General features: G+C 45.6%; 20 protein-coding genes. 15 read left to right on the top strand and 5 right to left on the bottom strand.

Annotated elements, in window-relative coordinates; all coding sequences use genetic code 11:
- Positions 1–17: 17 nt before the first annotated feature.
- From ispG to M654_RS16005, 3 genes are all read right to left on the bottom strand, one after another.
- Positions 18–1,136, bottom strand: a complete 1,119-nt coding sequence (gene ispG / locus M654_RS16015; protein ID WP_142246142.1) for a flavodoxin-dependent (E)-4-hydroxy-3-methylbut-2-enyl-diphosphate synthase — start codon at positions 1,134–1,136, stop codon at positions 18–20.
- A 106-nt stretch (positions 1,137–1,242) separates the two neighbouring features.
- The gene (locus tag M654_RS16010; protein WP_026587883.1) at positions 1,243–1,545 is read right to left on the bottom strand and encodes a LysM peptidoglycan-binding domain-containing protein; all 303 of its coding nucleotides are present in this window, start codon (positions 1,543–1,545) and stop codon (positions 1,243–1,245) included.
- 74 nt (positions 1,546–1,619) lie between these two features.
- Positions 1,620–2,378 (bottom strand): DUF1189 domain-containing protein, encoded by a 759-nt coding sequence (locus tag M654_RS16005; RefSeq protein ID WP_026587882.1) that lies wholly within the window; start codon positions 2,376–2,378, stop codon positions 1,620–1,622.
- A 150-nt stretch (positions 2,379–2,528) separates the two neighbouring features.
- Between M654_RS16005 and M654_RS16000 the strand changes: the two genes are divergently transcribed.
- The 9 genes from M654_RS16000 to pstB (M654_RS15960) all read left to right on the top strand — a co-directional run bounded on the left by M654_RS16000 (position 2,529) and on the right by pstB (M654_RS15960) (position 12,088).
- Complete coding sequence (locus M654_RS16000) at positions 2,529–3,014, top strand: DUF456 domain-containing protein (protein ID WP_026587881.1); 486 nt, start codon at positions 2,529–2,531, stop codon at positions 3,012–3,014.
- 186 nt (positions 3,015–3,200) lie between these two features.
- Positions 3,201–3,809 carry a superoxide dismutase SodA gene (gene sodA / locus M654_RS15995; protein ID WP_026587880.1) on the top strand — a complete coding sequence of 203 codons (609 nt, stop codon included), beginning with the start codon at positions 3,201–3,203 and terminating at the stop codon, positions 3,807–3,809.
- A gap of 122 nt (positions 3,810–3,931) precedes the next feature.
- Positions 3,932–5,218 carry an MFS transporter gene (locus M654_RS15990; protein WP_026587879.1) on the top strand — a complete coding sequence of 429 codons (1,287 nt, stop codon included), beginning with the start codon at positions 3,932–3,934 and terminating at the stop codon, positions 5,216–5,218.
- Positions 5,219–5,327: 109 nt separating this feature from the next.
- Entirely contained in the window at positions 5,328–7,445 is a 2,118-nt protein-coding gene (locus M654_RS15985; protein WP_026587878.1) for a peptidoglycan D,D-transpeptidase FtsI family protein, read from the top strand.
- A 203-nt stretch (positions 7,446–7,648) separates the two neighbouring features.
- Entirely contained in the window at positions 7,649–8,566 is a 918-nt protein-coding gene (locus tag M654_RS15980; protein WP_026587877.1) for a phosphate ABC transporter substrate-binding protein, read from the top strand.
- Between the two features lie 75 nt (positions 8,567–8,641).
- The gene (pstC, locus tag M654_RS15975) at positions 8,642–9,571 is read left to right on the top strand and encodes a phosphate ABC transporter permease subunit PstC (protein WP_026587876.1); all 930 of its coding nucleotides are present in this window, start codon (positions 8,642–8,644) and stop codon (positions 9,569–9,571) included.
- Positions 9,571–10,458, top strand: coding sequence for a phosphate ABC transporter permease PstA (pstA, locus tag M654_RS15970; RefSeq protein WP_026587875.1), 888 nt, complete (start codon positions 9,571–9,573; stop codon positions 10,456–10,458). Before pstC ends, pstA begins: the two co-directional genes overlap by 1 nt.
- A 15-nt stretch (positions 10,459–10,473) precedes the next feature.
- The gene (pstB, locus tag M654_RS15965; protein ID WP_026587874.1) at positions 10,474–11,295 is read left to right on the top strand and encodes a phosphate ABC transporter ATP-binding protein PstB; all 822 of its coding nucleotides are present in this window, start codon (positions 10,474–10,476) and stop codon (positions 11,293–11,295) included.
- Positions 11,296–11,308: 13 nt separating this feature from the next.
- Positions 11,309–12,088 (top strand): phosphate ABC transporter ATP-binding protein PstB, encoded by a 780-nt coding sequence (gene pstB / locus M654_RS15960; protein ID WP_026587873.1) that lies wholly within the window; start codon positions 11,309–11,311, stop codon positions 12,086–12,088.
- Between the two features lie 90 nt (positions 12,089–12,178).
- Here pstB (M654_RS15960) and M654_RS15955 read toward each other — a convergent pair whose 3' ends face one another.
- Together M654_RS15955 and M654_RS15950 are read right to left on the bottom strand one after the other, a co-directional pair.
- A complete protein-coding gene (locus M654_RS15955; protein ID WP_026587872.1) occupies positions 12,179–12,673 on the bottom strand; it encodes an endolytic transglycosylase MltG in 495 nt (164 codons plus the stop codon).
- Positions 12,670–13,020, bottom strand: a complete 351-nt coding sequence (locus M654_RS15950; RefSeq protein WP_026587871.1) for a hypothetical protein — start codon at positions 13,018–13,020, stop codon at positions 12,670–12,672. Before M654_RS15950 ends, M654_RS15955 begins: the two co-directional genes overlap by 4 nt.
- Before the next feature lie 176 nt (positions 13,021–13,196).
- On the opposite strand from M654_RS15950, the gene M654_RS15945 reads away from it, so the two are divergent.
- From M654_RS15945 to M654_RS15925, 6 genes are all read left to right on the top strand, one after another.
- Positions 13,197–13,688: a hypothetical protein gene (locus M654_RS15945; RefSeq protein WP_026587870.1), complete on the top strand. Its 492-nt coding sequence runs from the start codon at positions 13,197–13,199 to the stop codon at positions 13,686–13,688.
- Complete coding sequence (locus tag M654_RS15940; protein WP_035428192.1) at positions 13,685–14,812, top strand: glycosyltransferase family 4 protein; 1,128 nt, start codon at positions 13,685–13,687, stop codon at positions 14,810–14,812. The genes M654_RS15945 and M654_RS15940 overlap by 4 nt, the downstream gene beginning before the upstream one ends.
- Positions 14,813–14,913: 101 nt before the next feature.
- On the top strand, positions 14,914–15,063 hold the full coding sequence (gene rpmG, locus M654_RS15935) for a 50S ribosomal protein L33 (protein ID WP_077736422.1): 150 nt from the start codon (positions 14,914–14,916) through the stop codon (positions 15,061–15,063).
- A gap of 49 nt (positions 15,064–15,112) precedes the next feature.
- Positions 15,113–15,673, top strand: coding sequence for a 5-formyltetrahydrofolate cyclo-ligase (locus tag M654_RS15930; RefSeq protein ID WP_026587868.1), 561 nt, complete (start codon positions 15,113–15,115; stop codon positions 15,671–15,673).
- A gap of 56 nt (positions 15,674–15,729) precedes the next feature.
- On the top strand, positions 15,730–15,903 hold the full coding sequence (locus M654_RS23615) for a hypothetical protein (RefSeq protein WP_201278477.1): 174 nt from the start codon (positions 15,730–15,732) through the stop codon (positions 15,901–15,903).
- A gap of 89 nt (positions 15,904–15,992) precedes the next feature.
- Positions 15,993–17,531 (top strand): rhomboid family protein, encoded by a 1,539-nt coding sequence (locus tag M654_RS15925; RefSeq protein ID WP_026587867.1) that lies wholly within the window; start codon positions 15,993–15,995, stop codon positions 17,529–17,531.
- Positions 17,532–17,549 lie beyond the last annotated feature (18 nt).

Raw genomic sequence — 17,549 nt, 5'->3', positions numbered from 1 at the left:
TTCCGTCAAGCTTTTTGTTATGTGTTTAATTTTTCTTTTTCAGCCTCTTGTTTGGCATAATGCTCTTCGGCAAGCTTGTCGATTTCTTTCTTCAGCTCTTCGACCATCGTTTCCTCAGGGACTTTTCGAACGATTTCCCCTTTCCGGAAAAGAAGGCCTTCGCCACGGGCGCCCGCAATGCCGATGTCAGCTTCCCGCGCTTCCCCCGGACCGTTGACTGCACAGCCGAGTACGGCCACTTTGATCGGGGCTTTAATTTTGGCGATATAATCTTCCACTTCATTGGCGATCTTGATCAGGTCGATTTCGATCCTTCCGCAGGTCGGGCAGGAAATCAGTGTTGCGGCATTTGAAGCAAGCCCGAAAGATTTCAGCAATTCCCTTGCCACTTTTACTTCTTCAACCGGATCCGCGCTTAAAGAAATGCGCAGGGTGTTTCCGATGCCTTTGGAAAGGATGGCACCGAGGCCGGCAGCGCTTTTGACTGTTCCGGCAAACAATGTGCCTGACTCTGTGATCCCCAAATGGAGAGGATAGTCGAATGCCTTCGCCGCTTTTTCATAAGCTTCAATAGCCAGATTGACATCTGAAGCCTTCATGCTGACGATGATATCGTGAAAATCAAGGTCCTCAAGGATTTTGATATGATGGAGGGCGCTTTCGACCATACCGTCAGCCGTTGGATAGCCGTATTTCTCAAGAATCCGCTTTTCAAGAGATCCCGCGTTGACACCGATGCGGATCGGAATGCCTTTTTCCTTTGCCGCATTAACGACGGCTTCGACTTTTTCACGTCGGCCGATATTTCCGGGATTGATGCGGATTTTATCGGCTCCGCCTTCGATTGCTTTTAACGCGAGTTTATAGTTGAAATGGATGTCCACGACAAGCGGAATGGAGATCCGTTTTTTGATCTCAGGGATCGCGTCGGCAGCCCGTTCATCAGGACAGGCAACGCGGACGACTTGACATCCGGCTTCAGCCAGCCTGTTGATTTCGGCGACCGTTGCTTCGACATCGTGCGTTTTTGTTGTTGTCATGCTTTGGATGACGACTTCATTGTTGCCGCCTATTGTTAAAGGTCCCACTTTGACGGGACGCGTTTTTGTACGATGTGTGATTTCACTCACTTGAATTCGCTCCTTAAGTATAATTCTGGAGCAGAAAGCCCCATTTCTTATACCGAATCGTTTACAAGTCTTATTGTAACGCCCGTTCATGAAACTGACAAGAAATTAACGTTTACTCCTGATAAACGGGGAATTTGTAGGTGGCTCCTGCCTGTATGCTGCCTGCTTTGACATTCGGATTCAGCGCTTCAAAGTCCTGCGCGATTTTGTCAGCGGGAATATGCTTTTCGCCGATGATTGAAAAAACCGTTTGTCCCGGTTTTACGGTAACCGTTTTATAGTGAAGGGCACCGGCGGGTTCTTGGGCTGCAGCTGTTACAGGCAGAGCCTTTTGCGGGATGGTGCCTGATTTGATGTCATAATAAACAATGAACAAGGTCAGCAAAATAGAAAGGAACACGATAAGACGCTTCATTTTAACTTGTCCCCATTTCGTTTGTTTTTTACTATTTTACGCTTGTCCTTTTTTTAACATGACAACAAAAAGGCTTATCCCGCTGTTTTTTGGGAAGGCACTTCTTTCACAGCAAGAAACAGCATGATAAAATTGACAGCCCAATTTAATAAAAACTGACTCGGGACAAGGGCTTGCAAGCTATCCATCACCATGAAGAAAACGGTGGCAAGCGTCATGGCATAAGCCGACATCACCCACAGCTGTTTATAGGACAGCTTTTTCTTTTGCGCATTCCGAATCAAAAGTCCGATGACAGCAAGGACTGTCACATCAATGAATTTGCCTGCAGCAGTCGCCAAAAACAGCAGCGCGCACAATACGGGAACGATCACCGATTTGTTTTGTTCGATGAGCGACAATATATCCTGTTTTGTCATGTCTTCCGGCAGCATGGTGTAAGGCATTTCCTGAACTTGTCCATCGATTGCGATCACGAATTTGTCTTTTAAAATGCCGAGGGAATTGCGCTTATCTTTAATCTGTTTTGTCCCGTAAGAATCGGTTGGATCAAAGACGACGACAAATCCGAACGACTGTGCTTCCTTCGCTTTCTTTGCATCCGTATCCAAAGTGCCGTTTTTAATGGAGAAATCGGGAATTTCTTTAACCGCTGTTTGAAAGCTGTTCATGGTCTGCACCATGCCTTTGCTCGTATGGTAAAGGTTGGGCAGAGCGGCGATGATGCTGAGCAGAAACACGTATAAAATGGATTTTCCTATCCCCTGAAATCGCGTTTTGGCGACGGTGGGCGGGGAGTATGTACTTTTAAATAGCAGCTGGAATAACTTCATTCAGACTTCACTTCCTATTTCTATAATGTATCTGCATTATTGTATCGTCACAAATGAATGAACACAAGGAACTTTATCGATCAGGAAGAGTGTTTTGGGGGGAAACAAGGTATAATAAAAGCAAATTTTTAGACAGGAGGCGACATAAAAATGGACGTTTTATACTGGCTCATTATTGCGGCCATGTTTGCCGTTGCTTTTGCCGGGCTTGTTTTTCCGATTATTCCGAGTGTCGTATTTATCGTTGCTGGCTTCGTGCTCTATGGGTTTTTATTTACATTCGGCGATTACTCATACATATTTTGGATTGTGGAAGGGATATTTACGGCCGTCTTATTTGCAGCCGACTATGTAACAAATCTTCTCGGAATCAAACGTTTCGGCGGCAGCAGGGCGGCGATATGGGGCAGCACGGCTGGGCTTTTGATCGGACCGTTTGCGATCCCTGTGGCGGGCATTATACTCGGTCCCTTCATCGGTGCTGTGGCCGGAGAGATGATCGTCCATCGAAAAGACATCAAAACCGCGGCGAAGATCGGAGTCGGGTCGCTCATCGGTTTCATCTCCGGTGTGTTTGCAAAAGGTGTGATCCAGCTGATCATGATCGGCTTTTTCCTCTATACAGTTTTGAAATAATCCCGAAAAGATGTTTAAAATAAAGAAGGAAGGGATAAAGTTGAGTATGTCCGCTAAAGAAATGTATTTGTGATCATTTTGTGAGCATTTCCATTGAAACAAGCCCTTTCTTTTGATAAATTGAAAGAGGAAAGGCTTGCTAAATGGCGGCATTTCAATACATACAATTTTAAGGAGGAATTGATAATGGCTTACAAACTTCCAGAATTACCTTATGCTTACGATGCGTTAGAACCGCACATCGACAAAGAAACGATGAATATTCACCATACGAAGCACCATAACACATATGTTACAAAATTGAATGAGGCGGTGGCAGGCAAGCAAGATCTTGAAAGCAAGTCTGTTGAAGAGCTTGTAGCAAATCTTGATGCTGTTCCGGAAAGCATCCGCACAGCGGTTCGCAACAATGGCGGCGGACACGCCAACCACTCTCTTTTCTGGACGCTTCTTTCACCAAACGGCGGCGGCGTTCCTAGCGGTGAACTGGCTGAAGCGATCGACAAAAAATTCGGCAGCTTTGATCAATTCAAAGAAGATTTCGCTGCGGCAGCTGCAGGACGCTTCGGCTCCGGCTGGGCATGGCTTGTCGTAAATAACGGAGAGCTTGAAATCACAAGCACGCCAAACCAGGATTCCCCGCTTTCAGAAGGTAAAACACCTGTTTTAGGCCTTGACGTTTGGGAGCATGCTTACTACCTGAACTACCAAAACCGTCGTCCAGACTACATTAAAGCGTTCTGGAATGTCGTCAATTGGGATGAAGTTGCCCGCCTATACAGCGAAGCAAAATAATATTGACCGCAGGAAAGGTCCGCGAAAGCGGGCCTTTTTTGTTTTTCGTTTCTTTTGGATCTTGGTACATAACTGACTTTTGATGTGACAGACTAAGGTGTATCAGTAAAGGGGAGTCAGTTATGAGCAGAATCAAAAACATTATAGGCGATGTTGAAGTAAACAGAGACCTGCTGCTTTTGCTTACTGTCGGCGGCCTTTATTCGCTGAGCATTGCGCTTTCAAATACGTTTGTGAACGTGTATCTCTGGAAGCAGTCGGGAAAGTTTCTTGACTTGGCGATTTATAATCTGTCAATCGTTGTCATGCAGCCGCTTACCTTTATGTTAGCCGGGCGCTTGGCAAAAAAAATCGACAGAGTCTTTATTTTAAGGTTTGGCGTATCTTTTTTAGCCGTGTTTTATTTAACCGTTTTATTGGCGGGGGAAAATGCCGGATCGCGATTGGTGCTGCTCGGCGGTGTCCTTGGAGTCGGATACGGATTTTATTGGCTTGCTTTTAATGTACTGACATTTGAAATCACTGAACCGGAAACGAGAGATTTTTTTAACGGGTTTCTCGGCGTTTTAAATTCAGGCGCCGGCATGATCGGACCGATCGTCGCCGGTTATGTCATCTCGCGACTCGCTGACAATACGGGATATACGGTGATCTTCAGCCTTTCGCTGGCTTTGTTTACAGTAGCTGTGATCACCAGCTTCTTTTTAAAGCGAAGGGAGTCGCGCGGCCGGTATATGTTGAAAAGAATCTGGGCGGAGCGAAATGCGGATGCAAACTGGCGCAACGTTACCAATGCCCACTTTTTCCAGGGGCTTCGTGAAGGGATTTTTGTTTTTTTGATCAATGTCTTTGTCTTTATTACGACAAAGAGCGAGATGGCCCTGGGGAAATTCGGACTGTTGAATTCGGCTGTTTCTTTTTTTGCTTACTATTTTGCGACAAGGATGATTAAAAAAAACACGCGCAAAAAAGCCATTTTAATCGGAGGCCTTGTTTTATTCGGAGCCCTTTTCCTTATATTGTTTCATATGACATATGTGACACTGCTTCTTTATGCCATAGCGATTGCGATCGGCTATCCGATTTTGCTTGTTCCGTATTCATCGCTGACCTACGATGTGATCGGCAAAGCGAGGTACGCGAGGAAAGCAAGGATTGAATATATCGTGGTACGGGAAGTTTTTTTAAACATCGGGCGGATTGCCTCCATTTTGGTTTTTTTGCTCCTTGTCTCATTATTAAAGGAGGACTTGGGAATACCCGTTTCTTTAGTATTGCTTGGGGCCGGCCATACGCTGATTTACTACTTCGTCAAAGATATTCAACTGGCAGAACCCGCCCGGGAAACGGTCGGAAAGGATGCGCAGAAGCAAACGGCCGAACCGAGCTATATCGAAGGCAAAAGGTGAATTTTTTAATCTTGAGGGAAATTAGTAGAAAAATGCCGAAAAAAACTTTACAATATATGTGGCACCTTTTCATAAGGTGTCTTTTCTTTATTTAAAGAAGGTGATGCAATTGATAAAAAGGAAACCGAAAACAGAAAAGCGAAAAACGCTGCCCATCAGGCTGAATATATTGTTTTTTCTTGCGTTTGTGATTTTTACAGCAGTCGTCGTACGCCTTGGCGTGGTACAAATCGTATACGGGGAAGACTATAAAAACGAAGTTCAGCAGGAGGATAACGTCGGCGTTTCAACTGTTCCAAGAGGAAAAATCTATGACAGGAACTTAAATACGATCGTCAAAAATAAGCCGCTGAACGCAATTACATACACAAGGACGTCCTCAACCCCGCAGAAGGAACGCCTGGAAGTTGCACGAAAGCTGGCGGAGATGATCGACGTGGACACGGATAAAATAACGGAGCGGGATAAAAAGGACTATTGGATATTAACGAGGCCGAAGGAAGCTGAAAAACTGATCACCGCAAAGGACCGGAAGAAAGTCAAAGACGGTACATTATCCGAAGACGATCTGTACCAGCTTCAGCTCGACAGAATTACAAAAGACATGCTGAACGAATTAACGGACAAAGATTTGGAAGTGCTCGCGATTAAACGGCAGATGGATTCCGGTTATGCGTCGACACCGCAATATATTAAAAATAAAGACGTGACTTCAAAAGAAATGGCTGTTGTCAGCGAACACTTGGACGAGCTTCCGGGAGTTGACGTGACGGCCGATTGGAAGCGCGACTATCCGTATAACGGGCTGCTCAGAACGATGATCGGAAGCATTTCCGATTCGAATGAAGGTCTTCCGAGAAACCAGCTCGACTATTATTTGTCACGCGGCTACAACCGAAATGACCGGGTCGGAAAAAGCTATCTTGAAGCGGAATATGAAGATGTGCTGCAGGGTCAAAAATCGAAAGTGAAAAATATAACCGATAAAAACGGGGAAATCGTCGACACGGAAATCTTATCAAAGGGCGAAAGCGGCAAAGACCTGGTGCTGACGGTCGATGTCGAGATGCAAAAGGCGATTGAAAAGATCATCGGGGATGAGCTGAAAAAAGCCAAAACCCAGCACAGCGCACCTTTTCTCGACCGCGCCTTCGTCGTCATGATGGACCCGAGAAACGGCGAAGTTTTATCGGTTGCCGGCAAGCAGCTTAAAAATAAAAACGGCAATTTAAAAGTCGAAGACTATGCGCTCGGCACGATGACGTCTTCGTATGCAATGGGATCCGCTGTCAAAGGAGCCACCGTTTTAACAGGGCTGCAAACGGGAGCGATTAATTTAAATACGACGTTTTATGATGAACCGCTTTATATCGGGCAAGGCAAACCGAAAAAGTCCTGGTCCAGCAATCTCGGAACATTGGGCATCCAGGGAGCGCTGGAACAGTCTTCGAACGTATTTATGTTTAAAACAGCGATAGCGGTCGGAAAAGGGCAGTATAAGCCCCACCAGCCGCTGGACCTTAATACGAAAGCCTTCAGTACATTCAGGTATTATTTCAATCAATTCGGTCTCGGTGTTAAAACCGGCATCGACCTTCCGAATGAAGCAACGGGATACCAAGGCTCCAAAAAGCTGCCAGGTTTCCTGCTCGACTTTGCCATCGGACAGTATGACACGTACACACCGCTGCAGCTGGCACAGTATGTGTCAACGATTGCCAATGGCGGCTACCGCATGAAGCCCCAGATCGTGAAGGAAATCAGAGAGCCTGATTCGAAAAAAGGCATCGGAGCCGTGACGGAATCGATTCAGCCGGAAGTATTGAACAAAGTGGACATGAGCAAGGAAGAAATCGAAACCGTCCAAAAAGGTTTCAGACGGGTTATGACGAATGGGACGGCAGCAGGAGAGTTTGCATCTGCATCGTATAAACCCGCCGGTAAAACGGGAACGGCCCAGTCTTTCTATGACGGACCGGATAAATCGAAGACGGGAATGCCTACGTATAATACGACACTTGTCGCTTATGCGCCTTACGACAACCCGGAGGTCGCCATTTCCGTCGTTGTTCCTTGGGCCTACAATGATTACAGCAAAAGATACTCCATTACGAATGATATTGGCAGAAAAGTGCTGGATAAGTATTTTGAGCTGAAATCAAAACAGGACAAAGAGAACACAAAAGAAAAAAATAAGGACAAAATTGAAAAAGAAGCAACCGAATAGGTCTTAAGTTCCTTTTTTGAAAGAAGCACCCGCATCAAGCATGCGGGTGCTTTTTTTTTGCTTCTTTTCCCTTTCTTTCCTGCTTTTATACAATATTCAAGCTTAATTTACAAAACCTTAATAATTCATTTAAACAAGATTAATACAAGAAAGGTACGCTATACACGTAGGACAAATTACACATTTACGTGGGAGGATTAGAAGTGAAACCATTTAAAAAGATCACACTGATGTTCATCATGTCCGTTTTAGTTGTCTTCGCAGCAGCATGTGGGAGCAATAATACAAACGGTAATGCAGAAGAAGGCAAACAAAACGATAAAACAGAAAATAAGGCTTCAGGCTCTTTAACGATTTCCGGATCTTCAGCGATGCAGCCTCTTGTCTTAGCCGCGGCGGAAAAATTCATGGATGAAAATCCAGATGCCGACATTCAAGTGCAGGCGGGCGGTTCTGGAACCGGCCTTTCCCAAGTGGCTGAAGGAACCGTTCAAATCGGAAACTCTGATGTATTTGCTGAAGAAAAAGAAGGCATTCCTGCCGATGAGCTCAAGGATCATCAGGTAGCCGTTGTCGGTATGGCAGCAGCCGTCAACCCTGAAGTAGGCATCGATAATCTTTCATTAGAGGATCTGAAAAAGGTATTCACGGGTAAAATCAAAAACTGGAAAGAGCTTGGCGGGAAAGATCAAAAGATCACTCTTGTCAACCGTCCCGATTCTTCAGGAACGCGCGCAACTTTTGTGAAGTATGCGCTTGATGGAGAAACTCCTGCTGAAGGAATCACTGAGGATTCTTCAAACACGGTGAAGAAATTAATCGCTGAAACACCTGGAGCGATCGGATATCTCGCATTTTCATATCTGACGGATGATAAAGTTACAGCACTTTCAATTGACGGTGTGAAACCGACGGCAGAAAATGTGCAAAAAGGTAAATTCCCGATTTGGGCTTATGAGCATTCTTATACAAAAGGTGAACCGGAAGGATTGGCTAAAACATTTTTGGATTATTTAATGAGTGACGAAATTCAAAAAACGATTGTGACAGAACAGGGCTATATTCCGGCAACACAAATGGAAGTCAAACGTGACGCAGATGGAAAGCAAACTGCAAAATAATGAAAACAGAAGATGGGAAAGTGTGCTGCTTAGCCACTTTCCCTATTATGACTTGTATTTATAGGAGTGTAAAAAATGACTCAACAAATAGAGAAAATGTCCGCCAAAGAGCGGCTGATCAGCTCCAAGCAAAACCGCAAAATGGATGAAGTTCGCGGAAAAATTCTGGTTTCATCGTGCGCGTTAATCATGATGGCAGCAGCGATTTCAATCACGATTTTTCTGGGAAATAAGGGGTTGCAATCTTTTCTGACTAGTGGTGTAAGTCCGATTGAATTCTTAACCAGTCTAGATTGGAATCCAATGAATGATCACCCCAAATACGGGGCGCTTCCGTTTATCATCGGATCATTTTCAGTGACCCTTCTTGCATCTCTGATTGCGGCGCCGCTTGGCATAGGAGGAGCGATTTTTATGACGGAAATCGCACCTTCATGGGGAAGAAAAGTGCTGCAGCCGGTAATTGAATTGCTTGTAGGCATTCCTTCCGTCGTTTATGGATTCATAGGCCTTACAGTATTAGTTCCGTTTATTGGGCAGTTTAAAGCAAGCGGATCAGGACACAGCCTGTTGGCGGGAACCATCGTCCTGTCCGTCATGATTTTACCGACGGTGACATCCATTTCAACAGATGCGCTCATGTCGCTTCCTAAAAATCTCCGCGAAGGATCATATGCGCTGGGGGCTACGCGTTGGCAGACGATCCGAAAGGTTTTGATTCCGGCAGCGCTGCCTTCGCTTCTGACAGCTGTCGTTTTGGGAATGGCGAGGGCATTCGGCGAAGCGCTCGCCGTGCAGATGGTGATCGGAAACTCCCGGAATCTTTTCGAGAGCCTGTTGGATCCAGCGGGAACATTGACCACGATTATCACGCTGAACATGGGTCACACAACGTATGGCAGCGTGGAAAACAATACGCTCTGGTCAATGGGGCTTGTTCTGTTGATCATGTCATTCTTATTCATTCTGCTCATCCGTTATCTGTCATCCAGGAGGAAACTGTAATGAACAGCAAAGTAACAGATCGTCTAGCAACCGGTGTTTTTGGATTGATTGCCTTGATTATCTCCGCCATTCTTGTCGGACTGTTCGCTTATATTTTGATCAACGGTGTTTCACAAATCAACCTCGACTTTTTGACATCGCGTTCCAGCGCGCTTTCAAGCGGAGGGGGCATTCGTGATCAGCTGTTTAACTCATTTTATATTTTAGTGCTGACGATGCTGATCACTGTTCCGCTAGGTGTCGGAGGCGGTATTTACATGGCGGAGTATGCGCCAGACAATAAACTGACCGATTTTATCCGAGTCTGTATTGAGGTTTTGTCATCCCTTCCTTCCATTGTCATGGGGATGTTTGGGATGCTGATGTTCGTCAACCTGACGGGCTGGGGATACAGCATTATCGGCGGAGCGCTTGTTTTAACGATCTTTAACCTTCCCGTCATGGTGCGGGTGACAGAGGATGCGATTCGTTCCGTGCCGAAAGAACAAAAAGAAGCTTCCTTAGCATTAGGCGTATCAAAATGGCATACGATCAAAACCGTTTTGATTCCGGGGGCTGTTCCATCGATCATTACCGGTGCGATCCTTGCGTCAGGGCGGGTTTTTGGAGAGGCTGCAGCATTGCTGTTCACAGCCGGACTGACAACACCGCGATTGAATTTTGCCGATTGGAATCCATTTTCGGAAACGTCTCCGCTTAATATTTTCAGACCGGCGGAAACGCTTGCCGTCCACATTTGGAATGTCAACACACAGGGCATTATTCCCGATGCCGAGGCGATCGCAAACGGCGCTTCAGCGGTTCTTGTTTTATCCGTTTTGGTCTTTAATCTGGCTGCAAGATGGCTGGGCTCCTTTATTCACAAAAAATTAACGGGAAATAAATAGGAAGGGTGAAATCATATGGTTCAGGTCCCGACTTTGGAAATTGTGCGTGACGATATCGGATTGGCTCCGCTCCCTGAAGTAAAAGAGCATATTTTGAAAGTGCAGAATTTAAATATCCATTATGGGGAAAAGCGTGCGGTCCAAAACATTTCTTTCAATATTGACAAACAGGCCGTAACCGCGCTGATCGGTCCTTCGGGTTGCGGCAAATCGACTTTTTTAAGAAGCATCAATCGGATGAATGATCTGATACCGTCCGCCAAAACAACGGGCAACATATTGTATGAAGGGCTGAATATCCTTGATTCCAATATTAACGTCGTCAACCTGCGCAGAGAAATCGGAATGGTGTTTCAAAAGCCGAATCCTTTTCCAAAATCGATTTACAACAATATCACCCATGCGGTGAAATATGCGGGAGAGCGTAAGAAATCGGTGCTGGATGATATCGTGGAGGAAAGCTTGACGAAAGCCGCGCTCTGGGATGAAGTAAAAGACCGGCTTCACCAATCCGCTCTGTCTCTGTCAGGAGGCCAGCAGCAGCGCCTCTGCATCGCAAGGACGCTTGCCATGAAGCCGGAAGTGCTCCTATTGGATGAGCCCGCTTCTGCGCTGGATCCGATTTCAAACGCGAAAATCGAGGAATTGATCGTCTCGTTAAAAGAGGAATATTCGATTATAATCGTTACTCATAATATGCAGCAGGCATCGAGAATTTCCGATAAAACAGCCTTTTTCTTAAATGGCGATTTAGTTGAATATGACAGAACGGAAAAAATCTTTATGAATCCGTCGGAAAAAAAGACAGAGGACTATATCAACGGCAGGTTCGGATAAGGAGGACGGCATCGTGAGCGCTGTAACAGCAGTAAAAACAAAAAATGTGTACCAGATCAACGATTTGAATTTATGGTACGGTGAGCATCACGCTTTAAAAAACATTCATCTGACCATTCCTGAATATGAGATCACCGCCATTATCGGACCGTCGGGATGTGGAAAATCAACGTTCATTAAGACGCTGAACTTGATGATCAATATGGTTCCGAATGTCAAAATGACCGGTGAAATCAGCTATAATGGCAGCAACATCCTAAACAGCAAAGTCGATCTTGTCGAATTGCGAAAGAAAGTCGGCATGGTTTTTCAAAAAGGAAACCCATTCCCGCAGTCGATTTTTGATAATGTCGCATACGGCCCGAGAATTCACGGACAGAGAAATAAAAAAGTTTTACATGAAATAGTGGAAAAGGCGCTTGTTGATGTGGCGCTGTGGGATGAAGTGAAAGATCGTCTTCATTCTCAGGCGCTCGGCCTCTCAGGGGGCCAGCAGCAGCGACTCTGCATTGCAAGAGCGCTGGCGACAAATCCGGATGTATTGCTGATGGATGAACCGACATCTGCCCTTGACCCTGTATCCACTTTAAAAATTGAAGAACTAATGCTGCAGCTGAAAGAAAAGTATACGATTGCCATTGTCACTCATAATATGCAGCAGGCGTCCCGCATCTCTGATCAAACCGCTTTCTTTTTAATGGGAGAGCTCATAGAGTGCAATGATACAGTCAAAATGTTTTCAAGCCCAAGTGACCATCGGACAAAAGACTACATTACCGGCCGTTTCGGTTAAAAAAACAGGCCGCCGATCAAATCGGCGGCCTGTTGATATGAGCAGCGAAACATATGAAAAAACCAGGCTGAAATGAAACAGCCTGGTTTTTTATTTGGACAGTGTTTTGACGATGTTTTTCAAACTGTCTCCGCGTTTTAATTCAAATTTGCCGGCTTTGATTTTGGATTCATATCCGGTCTTTTTCACATAATCTTTGAAGTCGTCGGCGGATGAGATGACTTTTTCTTTTTCAAGGAGGTCTGCGATCTCTGCAGTGCTCATGCCGCTTTTAATTTCAAGCTTGTATTTGGTTTCTTTTTTCTTCTCGTTTTTTTGCTCGTTTTCTTTGTCTTTTTTCGTTTGGGAGGCGTCAGCCTGCTTAAGCGCCGTCTCTTTGTAGTGCAGAAGCTCCTGGTATTCTTCACGTTTAACAGAAACCTGCTGGTTGTCTTTCAAATAGGTTTTGACATCCGCGTCACTGATTTTCTGACCGTCCTTTGAAGCTTCGGCCTTGCCGTTGTCAGTCAGATAAAATGCGCCTGCAAGAACCGCCGTCGCCAAGATCATGCCTCCGGCAAAAGCCTGTATACTTTGTCTGGTCATACAAGCACCCTCTCGTTGTCTTTGATGATCGCCCTGACATCCTCAACAGAGACATGCTCCGCTTTTGCAATGGCATCCACTGACATGCCGTTTTGGTATTTTGAAAGAATCTGCTTTGCGATATGCTGGCTGATTCCTGCGTTTGGCCTGCGGACGACAACGCTTGAATCGAGAAGCTCTTCCTCGAGCACCGTCATTTTCTTTTTCAGCTTATAAATTTCCTGCATGGCGGACAGCTGAAGGGTTTCCAATTCCTGTTCGACTTCTTTAATCGGTTCTCTTTGAAAATATGAGAATGCGATCAGCGCAATACTGACAACAAGCAGCGCAATGATAGCAACTTCCACGTTCATCACCTTCAATTCTTATTTTCTCCTTCTTTTTTATACCATAAAAACGCTAGCTTCAAAAGGAGTTACGCAAAAAAATAAAAATTTTGCCGAAAAAATTAATTTCTATTGCATCACAAGGGACCTTTCCAATAGGATAGGAAATAAAAAACTTTCCCTGGGAGGGCGTGGCGGTGAAAAGGACAGATGGGAAAAAACCTTTTCAAGAAAGTATTCGAAACGACTTGTCGTTTTCTAACGATATTTTAAAAATAACGTCAGATGATCAAGCAGCACTGACCGTAACATGGGAATTAACGGACGCCCTCCTTTCGGCTGCTGAAGCCGTGCTATTAGAAGACAAAAGAGATATCAAAAAGCAAATACGGCTGACTTGCATAAAAGACGGGCAAAAAATGGTGCAGACGATACATATCGAATCGTTCAAAGGGGAAGTGACCGTTTCTCAGGCTGCAGGCGGCGTTTATTACAAAGCGGAGTACAGGCTTTATAATGCGCTGAACATATCGCTGTCGATTCTTAGCTCTGACCGCTTCTATCTGGAGAAAAACGGGATCGCAGCCGGCCGGCTCTTTTACCCGGAGGACAAAAGGCTTGACTGGGTCGATCAATTTTCCGCATATACGGGATATTCTTTAAATGAAGGAAAGGGGTCTGCCACATGATGAAGGTGCTGATGCTGTCGCTTGAAAATCCTTGTGCCATCAAAAGCGGAGCAGGACGGTATTTGCAAAACCTGCTTGACCTATTAAAAGAGGACATCATGTTTACGGTCTTAACGACGCACAGAGGAGAACGGTGCTTTGATGGCGGCGGTCAATGGAAAACGCTTGAGATTCCGCTCGAACTTGCAGCACACGCTTCTTTTGAGGATGCGCTGGCAGAGATGAATATTCAGATGATCAAAAAAACGTTTGAATATAAAGGCAGCTTTGACATCATTCATGCTCATGACGATGTCACGGCTTCCGCCGCCGTTTACCTCAAACGCGCCTTAAATCTCCCGCTCATTTCCACCGTACACGGCTTTGAAAGCGACCGGCAAAAAGCGGCTGGCCGGAAAGCGCACCCCTATAGGCTGCTGCTTGAGCGTTTGCTATTAAAAGAAAGCGGGCGCATCATCGTGTTGAGCAGCATGATGAAAGACTTCGTGAAAGAAAGATCTCCAGAAGCGGCGGAAAAAGTTCGAATCATTCCCAATCCGTGCCGAAAAACAAAAACGGTAAAAAGCCGGCCGAAAACCGCCCCATATCTTTTTTCTTACGGCCGATTCGTTCCGGAAAAAGGTTTTTTGCAGCTCATCCGCGCCTTTAAAGAACTCGCGAGGCTACAGGACGGCCTTGAACTTGTCATAGCCGGTGAAGGCCCTCTCAAAAGCGCATATGAGAGAGAAGCCAGATCGTTAGGCATGGAGGATCGCCTCACAGTTCTCCCTTTCCTCTCAGTTCAAGAAAGGGAGAACTGGCTCGGATTCTGTGAAATGGCTGTTTTTCCAAGCGGATATGAGCCATTCGGCATCGCTGTTCAGGAAAGCATGGCAGCGGGCGTTCCCGTTGCTGTCGGAAAAGCCGGAGGATGGAACGATTTTGTCATGGATTTTAAAACAGGCTTTCACATCGATTTTACGGATGCGTATGAAGCCGGCCGCAAGCTGGACGGACTTCTTCGCAACAAGGCGGCTTTGAGAAAGGTCAGACAGGCGGGAAAAGCATTCATCTTCGATCTCCATCACCCGGAGAGGATAAAAAAATCGTTTTTGAAAGGTGTGTACAGCCCGTCATTTGAATAAACCGCGGACAAACGAAAAAAACGCCTGGCATTCCGGCGCCAGAAGTGGTATTATAGATAAGTCTGAACAGCAAATGATATATAGTTTGGAGGGAAAAATAAATGCGCGTAAATATTACTTTGGCTTGCACTGATTGCGGCGAGCGTAACTATATTTCTACAAAGAACAAGCGTAACAATCCAGATCGCGTTGAATTCAAAAAGTATTGCCCACGTGACAAAAAAACAACTTTACACCGCGAAACAAAGTAAGCAGCAGGGATTTTCCTGCTGTTTTTTCAATTTTAAAGGGGGGAGAAAAATGAAGCGCGCTTTGCGGAATGAAATGAAAACGAAGCTTGCACAGATGACGGACAAAGAATATCAGCAAAAAACAAATGCCATTCACGAGGCTTTTTTCAGCTCAAAACAATGGAAGGAAGCATCCGTCATCGCCCTTACGATCTCGAGAAAGCCCGAGGTGGCGACAAAGCCGATCATTGAGCGGGCCTGGAAAGAAGGGAAGACGGTTTGCATTCCGAAATGTCTGCCGGAAACAAGTGACATGCATTTCCGCCGCTTTCAAGACGAAAGCGAATTGGAAGTCGTTTACTTCGGTTTGCAGGAACCGATTGTACATAAAACCGAGCAGCTTGCGCCCGAAGACATCGATTTTATTCTAGTTCCGGGGATATGCTTTGATCCGCGGGGGTACAGAATCGGCTATGGAGGAGGATATTATGACAGGTATTTGGCCGGATTTACAAAAGAGACGGCTTCTCTCGCATTCCACTGTCAGATCATCGACAAGGTTCCCCATGAGGCACACGACATCCCTGTCAGTCAAATTTTCACGGAAAAAACGACTCTCATTTGTCAGTGAAGTCTCCTGAATAAATATAAAAAATTGAGACACGATACGGTTATAGGAGGGATCATATGAGAAAAGTTACGTTTATTCTATTAGGCACGCTTGCCGCTCTCATTCTTTTTCAAAACCGCTATCGTGTAATCAATGTCATTCTTGGCCAAAACCGGATCCGCCATTATTTTATCCACTGGATCATGAGGATTCCGTTTGTTCGTAATAAATTTATCCAGCAGGCTTTCTAAACCCCGTTTTGAATAACGGGGTTTTTTAAAGGGGCAATCAGACGTGTTTCCTGATATAATGGACAAAAATAATGATGGAGCGTCTAAAGATGTATTCAGTTGATTATATGTACTGGAATTTAATCGGTAATCTTTTAAAACGAGATTTTGAGCTTGTACAGACTCACCCTTCGTTTGAAGAAGCTTGGCTTGAAGCGAGGGGGAATGCCCCGTATGATTTGATCCGCATCTACAGGCGGGATGTCGATTTCAGGCAGGAGCTCGTCCGCGATCTTGAAGATCTTTTTGAAAGGGCCGAACGTCTGAGAACGGCTTCGGGAAGACGCAAGCTGTCCATATTGAATATCTACTTATCGGAGCAGGCGCCTGTTGATGAATGGGAGGATGTCACAAGCCAGCCGGTTGCGGATCAGCGCGTCAGCATCGTGCCGATTTTTATCGAACAGACTTCAAGAGCAGAAGGCTTACATAAGATTGCCCTTGCCTTAAATATAAGTCCTGATGATCTCACAGGCCTGATCCGGGATGCATCATACGAAGATGTTGACCAGATCAGAGCCGAGGTATTGGCTGCGGCCAAAAAGAGAGATGAAGAAAGGCGGCGTGAAGCGGCGGTATTTGAAAGAGGAAAGCCTGTTTTTACATGGTTTTTCGCGGTTCTTCAAGTTTTGATGTTTCTGCTTTTGGAAATGTCGGGCGGAAGTCAAAATACCGATACCCTTATTCGGTTTGGAGCGAAGGAAAACAGCCTTCTTTTAGCCGGTGAATGGTGGAGGCTTGTGACGCCGATCATCCTCCACATCGGACTCGTCCATCTGATGTTTAACACCTTTGCATTATTGTCGGTGGGGGCAGCCGCAGAAAGAGTATTCGGTTCACTTCGTTTTCTTGTCATTTATATATCAGCCGGCATATTTGGTTCGATCGGCAGCTTCCTGTTCAACCCGTATCCTTCAGCAGGAGCGTCAGGGGCCATTTTTGGCTGTTTGGGCGCTTTACTATATCTCGCCTTTTCAAATCGCAAAGCCTTCTTAAAAACGATCGGCACCAACATTATGGTGATGATCATTCTGAATCTCGGCCTCGGCTTCGCCATTTCAAATGTTGACAACGCGGGCCATATCGGCGGATTGATCGGCGGACTTCTGACGGCGCTGGCAGTCGGTCTGCCGGGAAAAAGACAGCCTGTCCATCGCTTGGCCGGCTGGGTGCTATTATTGCTTATTGGAGGCTGTTCTCTTTACTGGGGGACACATTCAGCGCCGATTCATGAAACCTCCATGCTGTATCAGGCGGGAAAATGGTATGAACAAGGCGAGTATGAGAAGGTAAAAGAGGTGTTGAAGGAGGCAGGCGACGACCCGAATGCTTCGATCGAAAGCCTGAAGCTGCTTGCCGTCTCTGAAATGCAGCTCGACCAATATGAAGGTGCAGAAAAACACCTGAAAATGGTTGTCAAAAAAGATCCTTCAGACCATGCCTCCCATTATAACCTGGCCGTTGTTTACGCGAGACAAGGCGAATGGTCAAAAGCGGAACAATCCGTCCGAAAGGCCTTAAAAGAAAAGCCTGATGAAGACATCTATCAAACGCTGCATGACAAATTAAAAAAGAAACGGCTTAGGTGATCAAGTATGAAAAGCTTC

The sequence above is a fragment of the Bacillus sp. NSP9.1 genome (assembly GCF_000465465.2).
Taxonomy (GTDB): domain Bacteria; phylum Bacillota; class Bacilli; order Bacillales; family Bacillaceae; genus Bacillus; species Bacillus sonorensis_A.
This window is presented reverse-complemented; position numbering and strand designations above follow the sequence as displayed.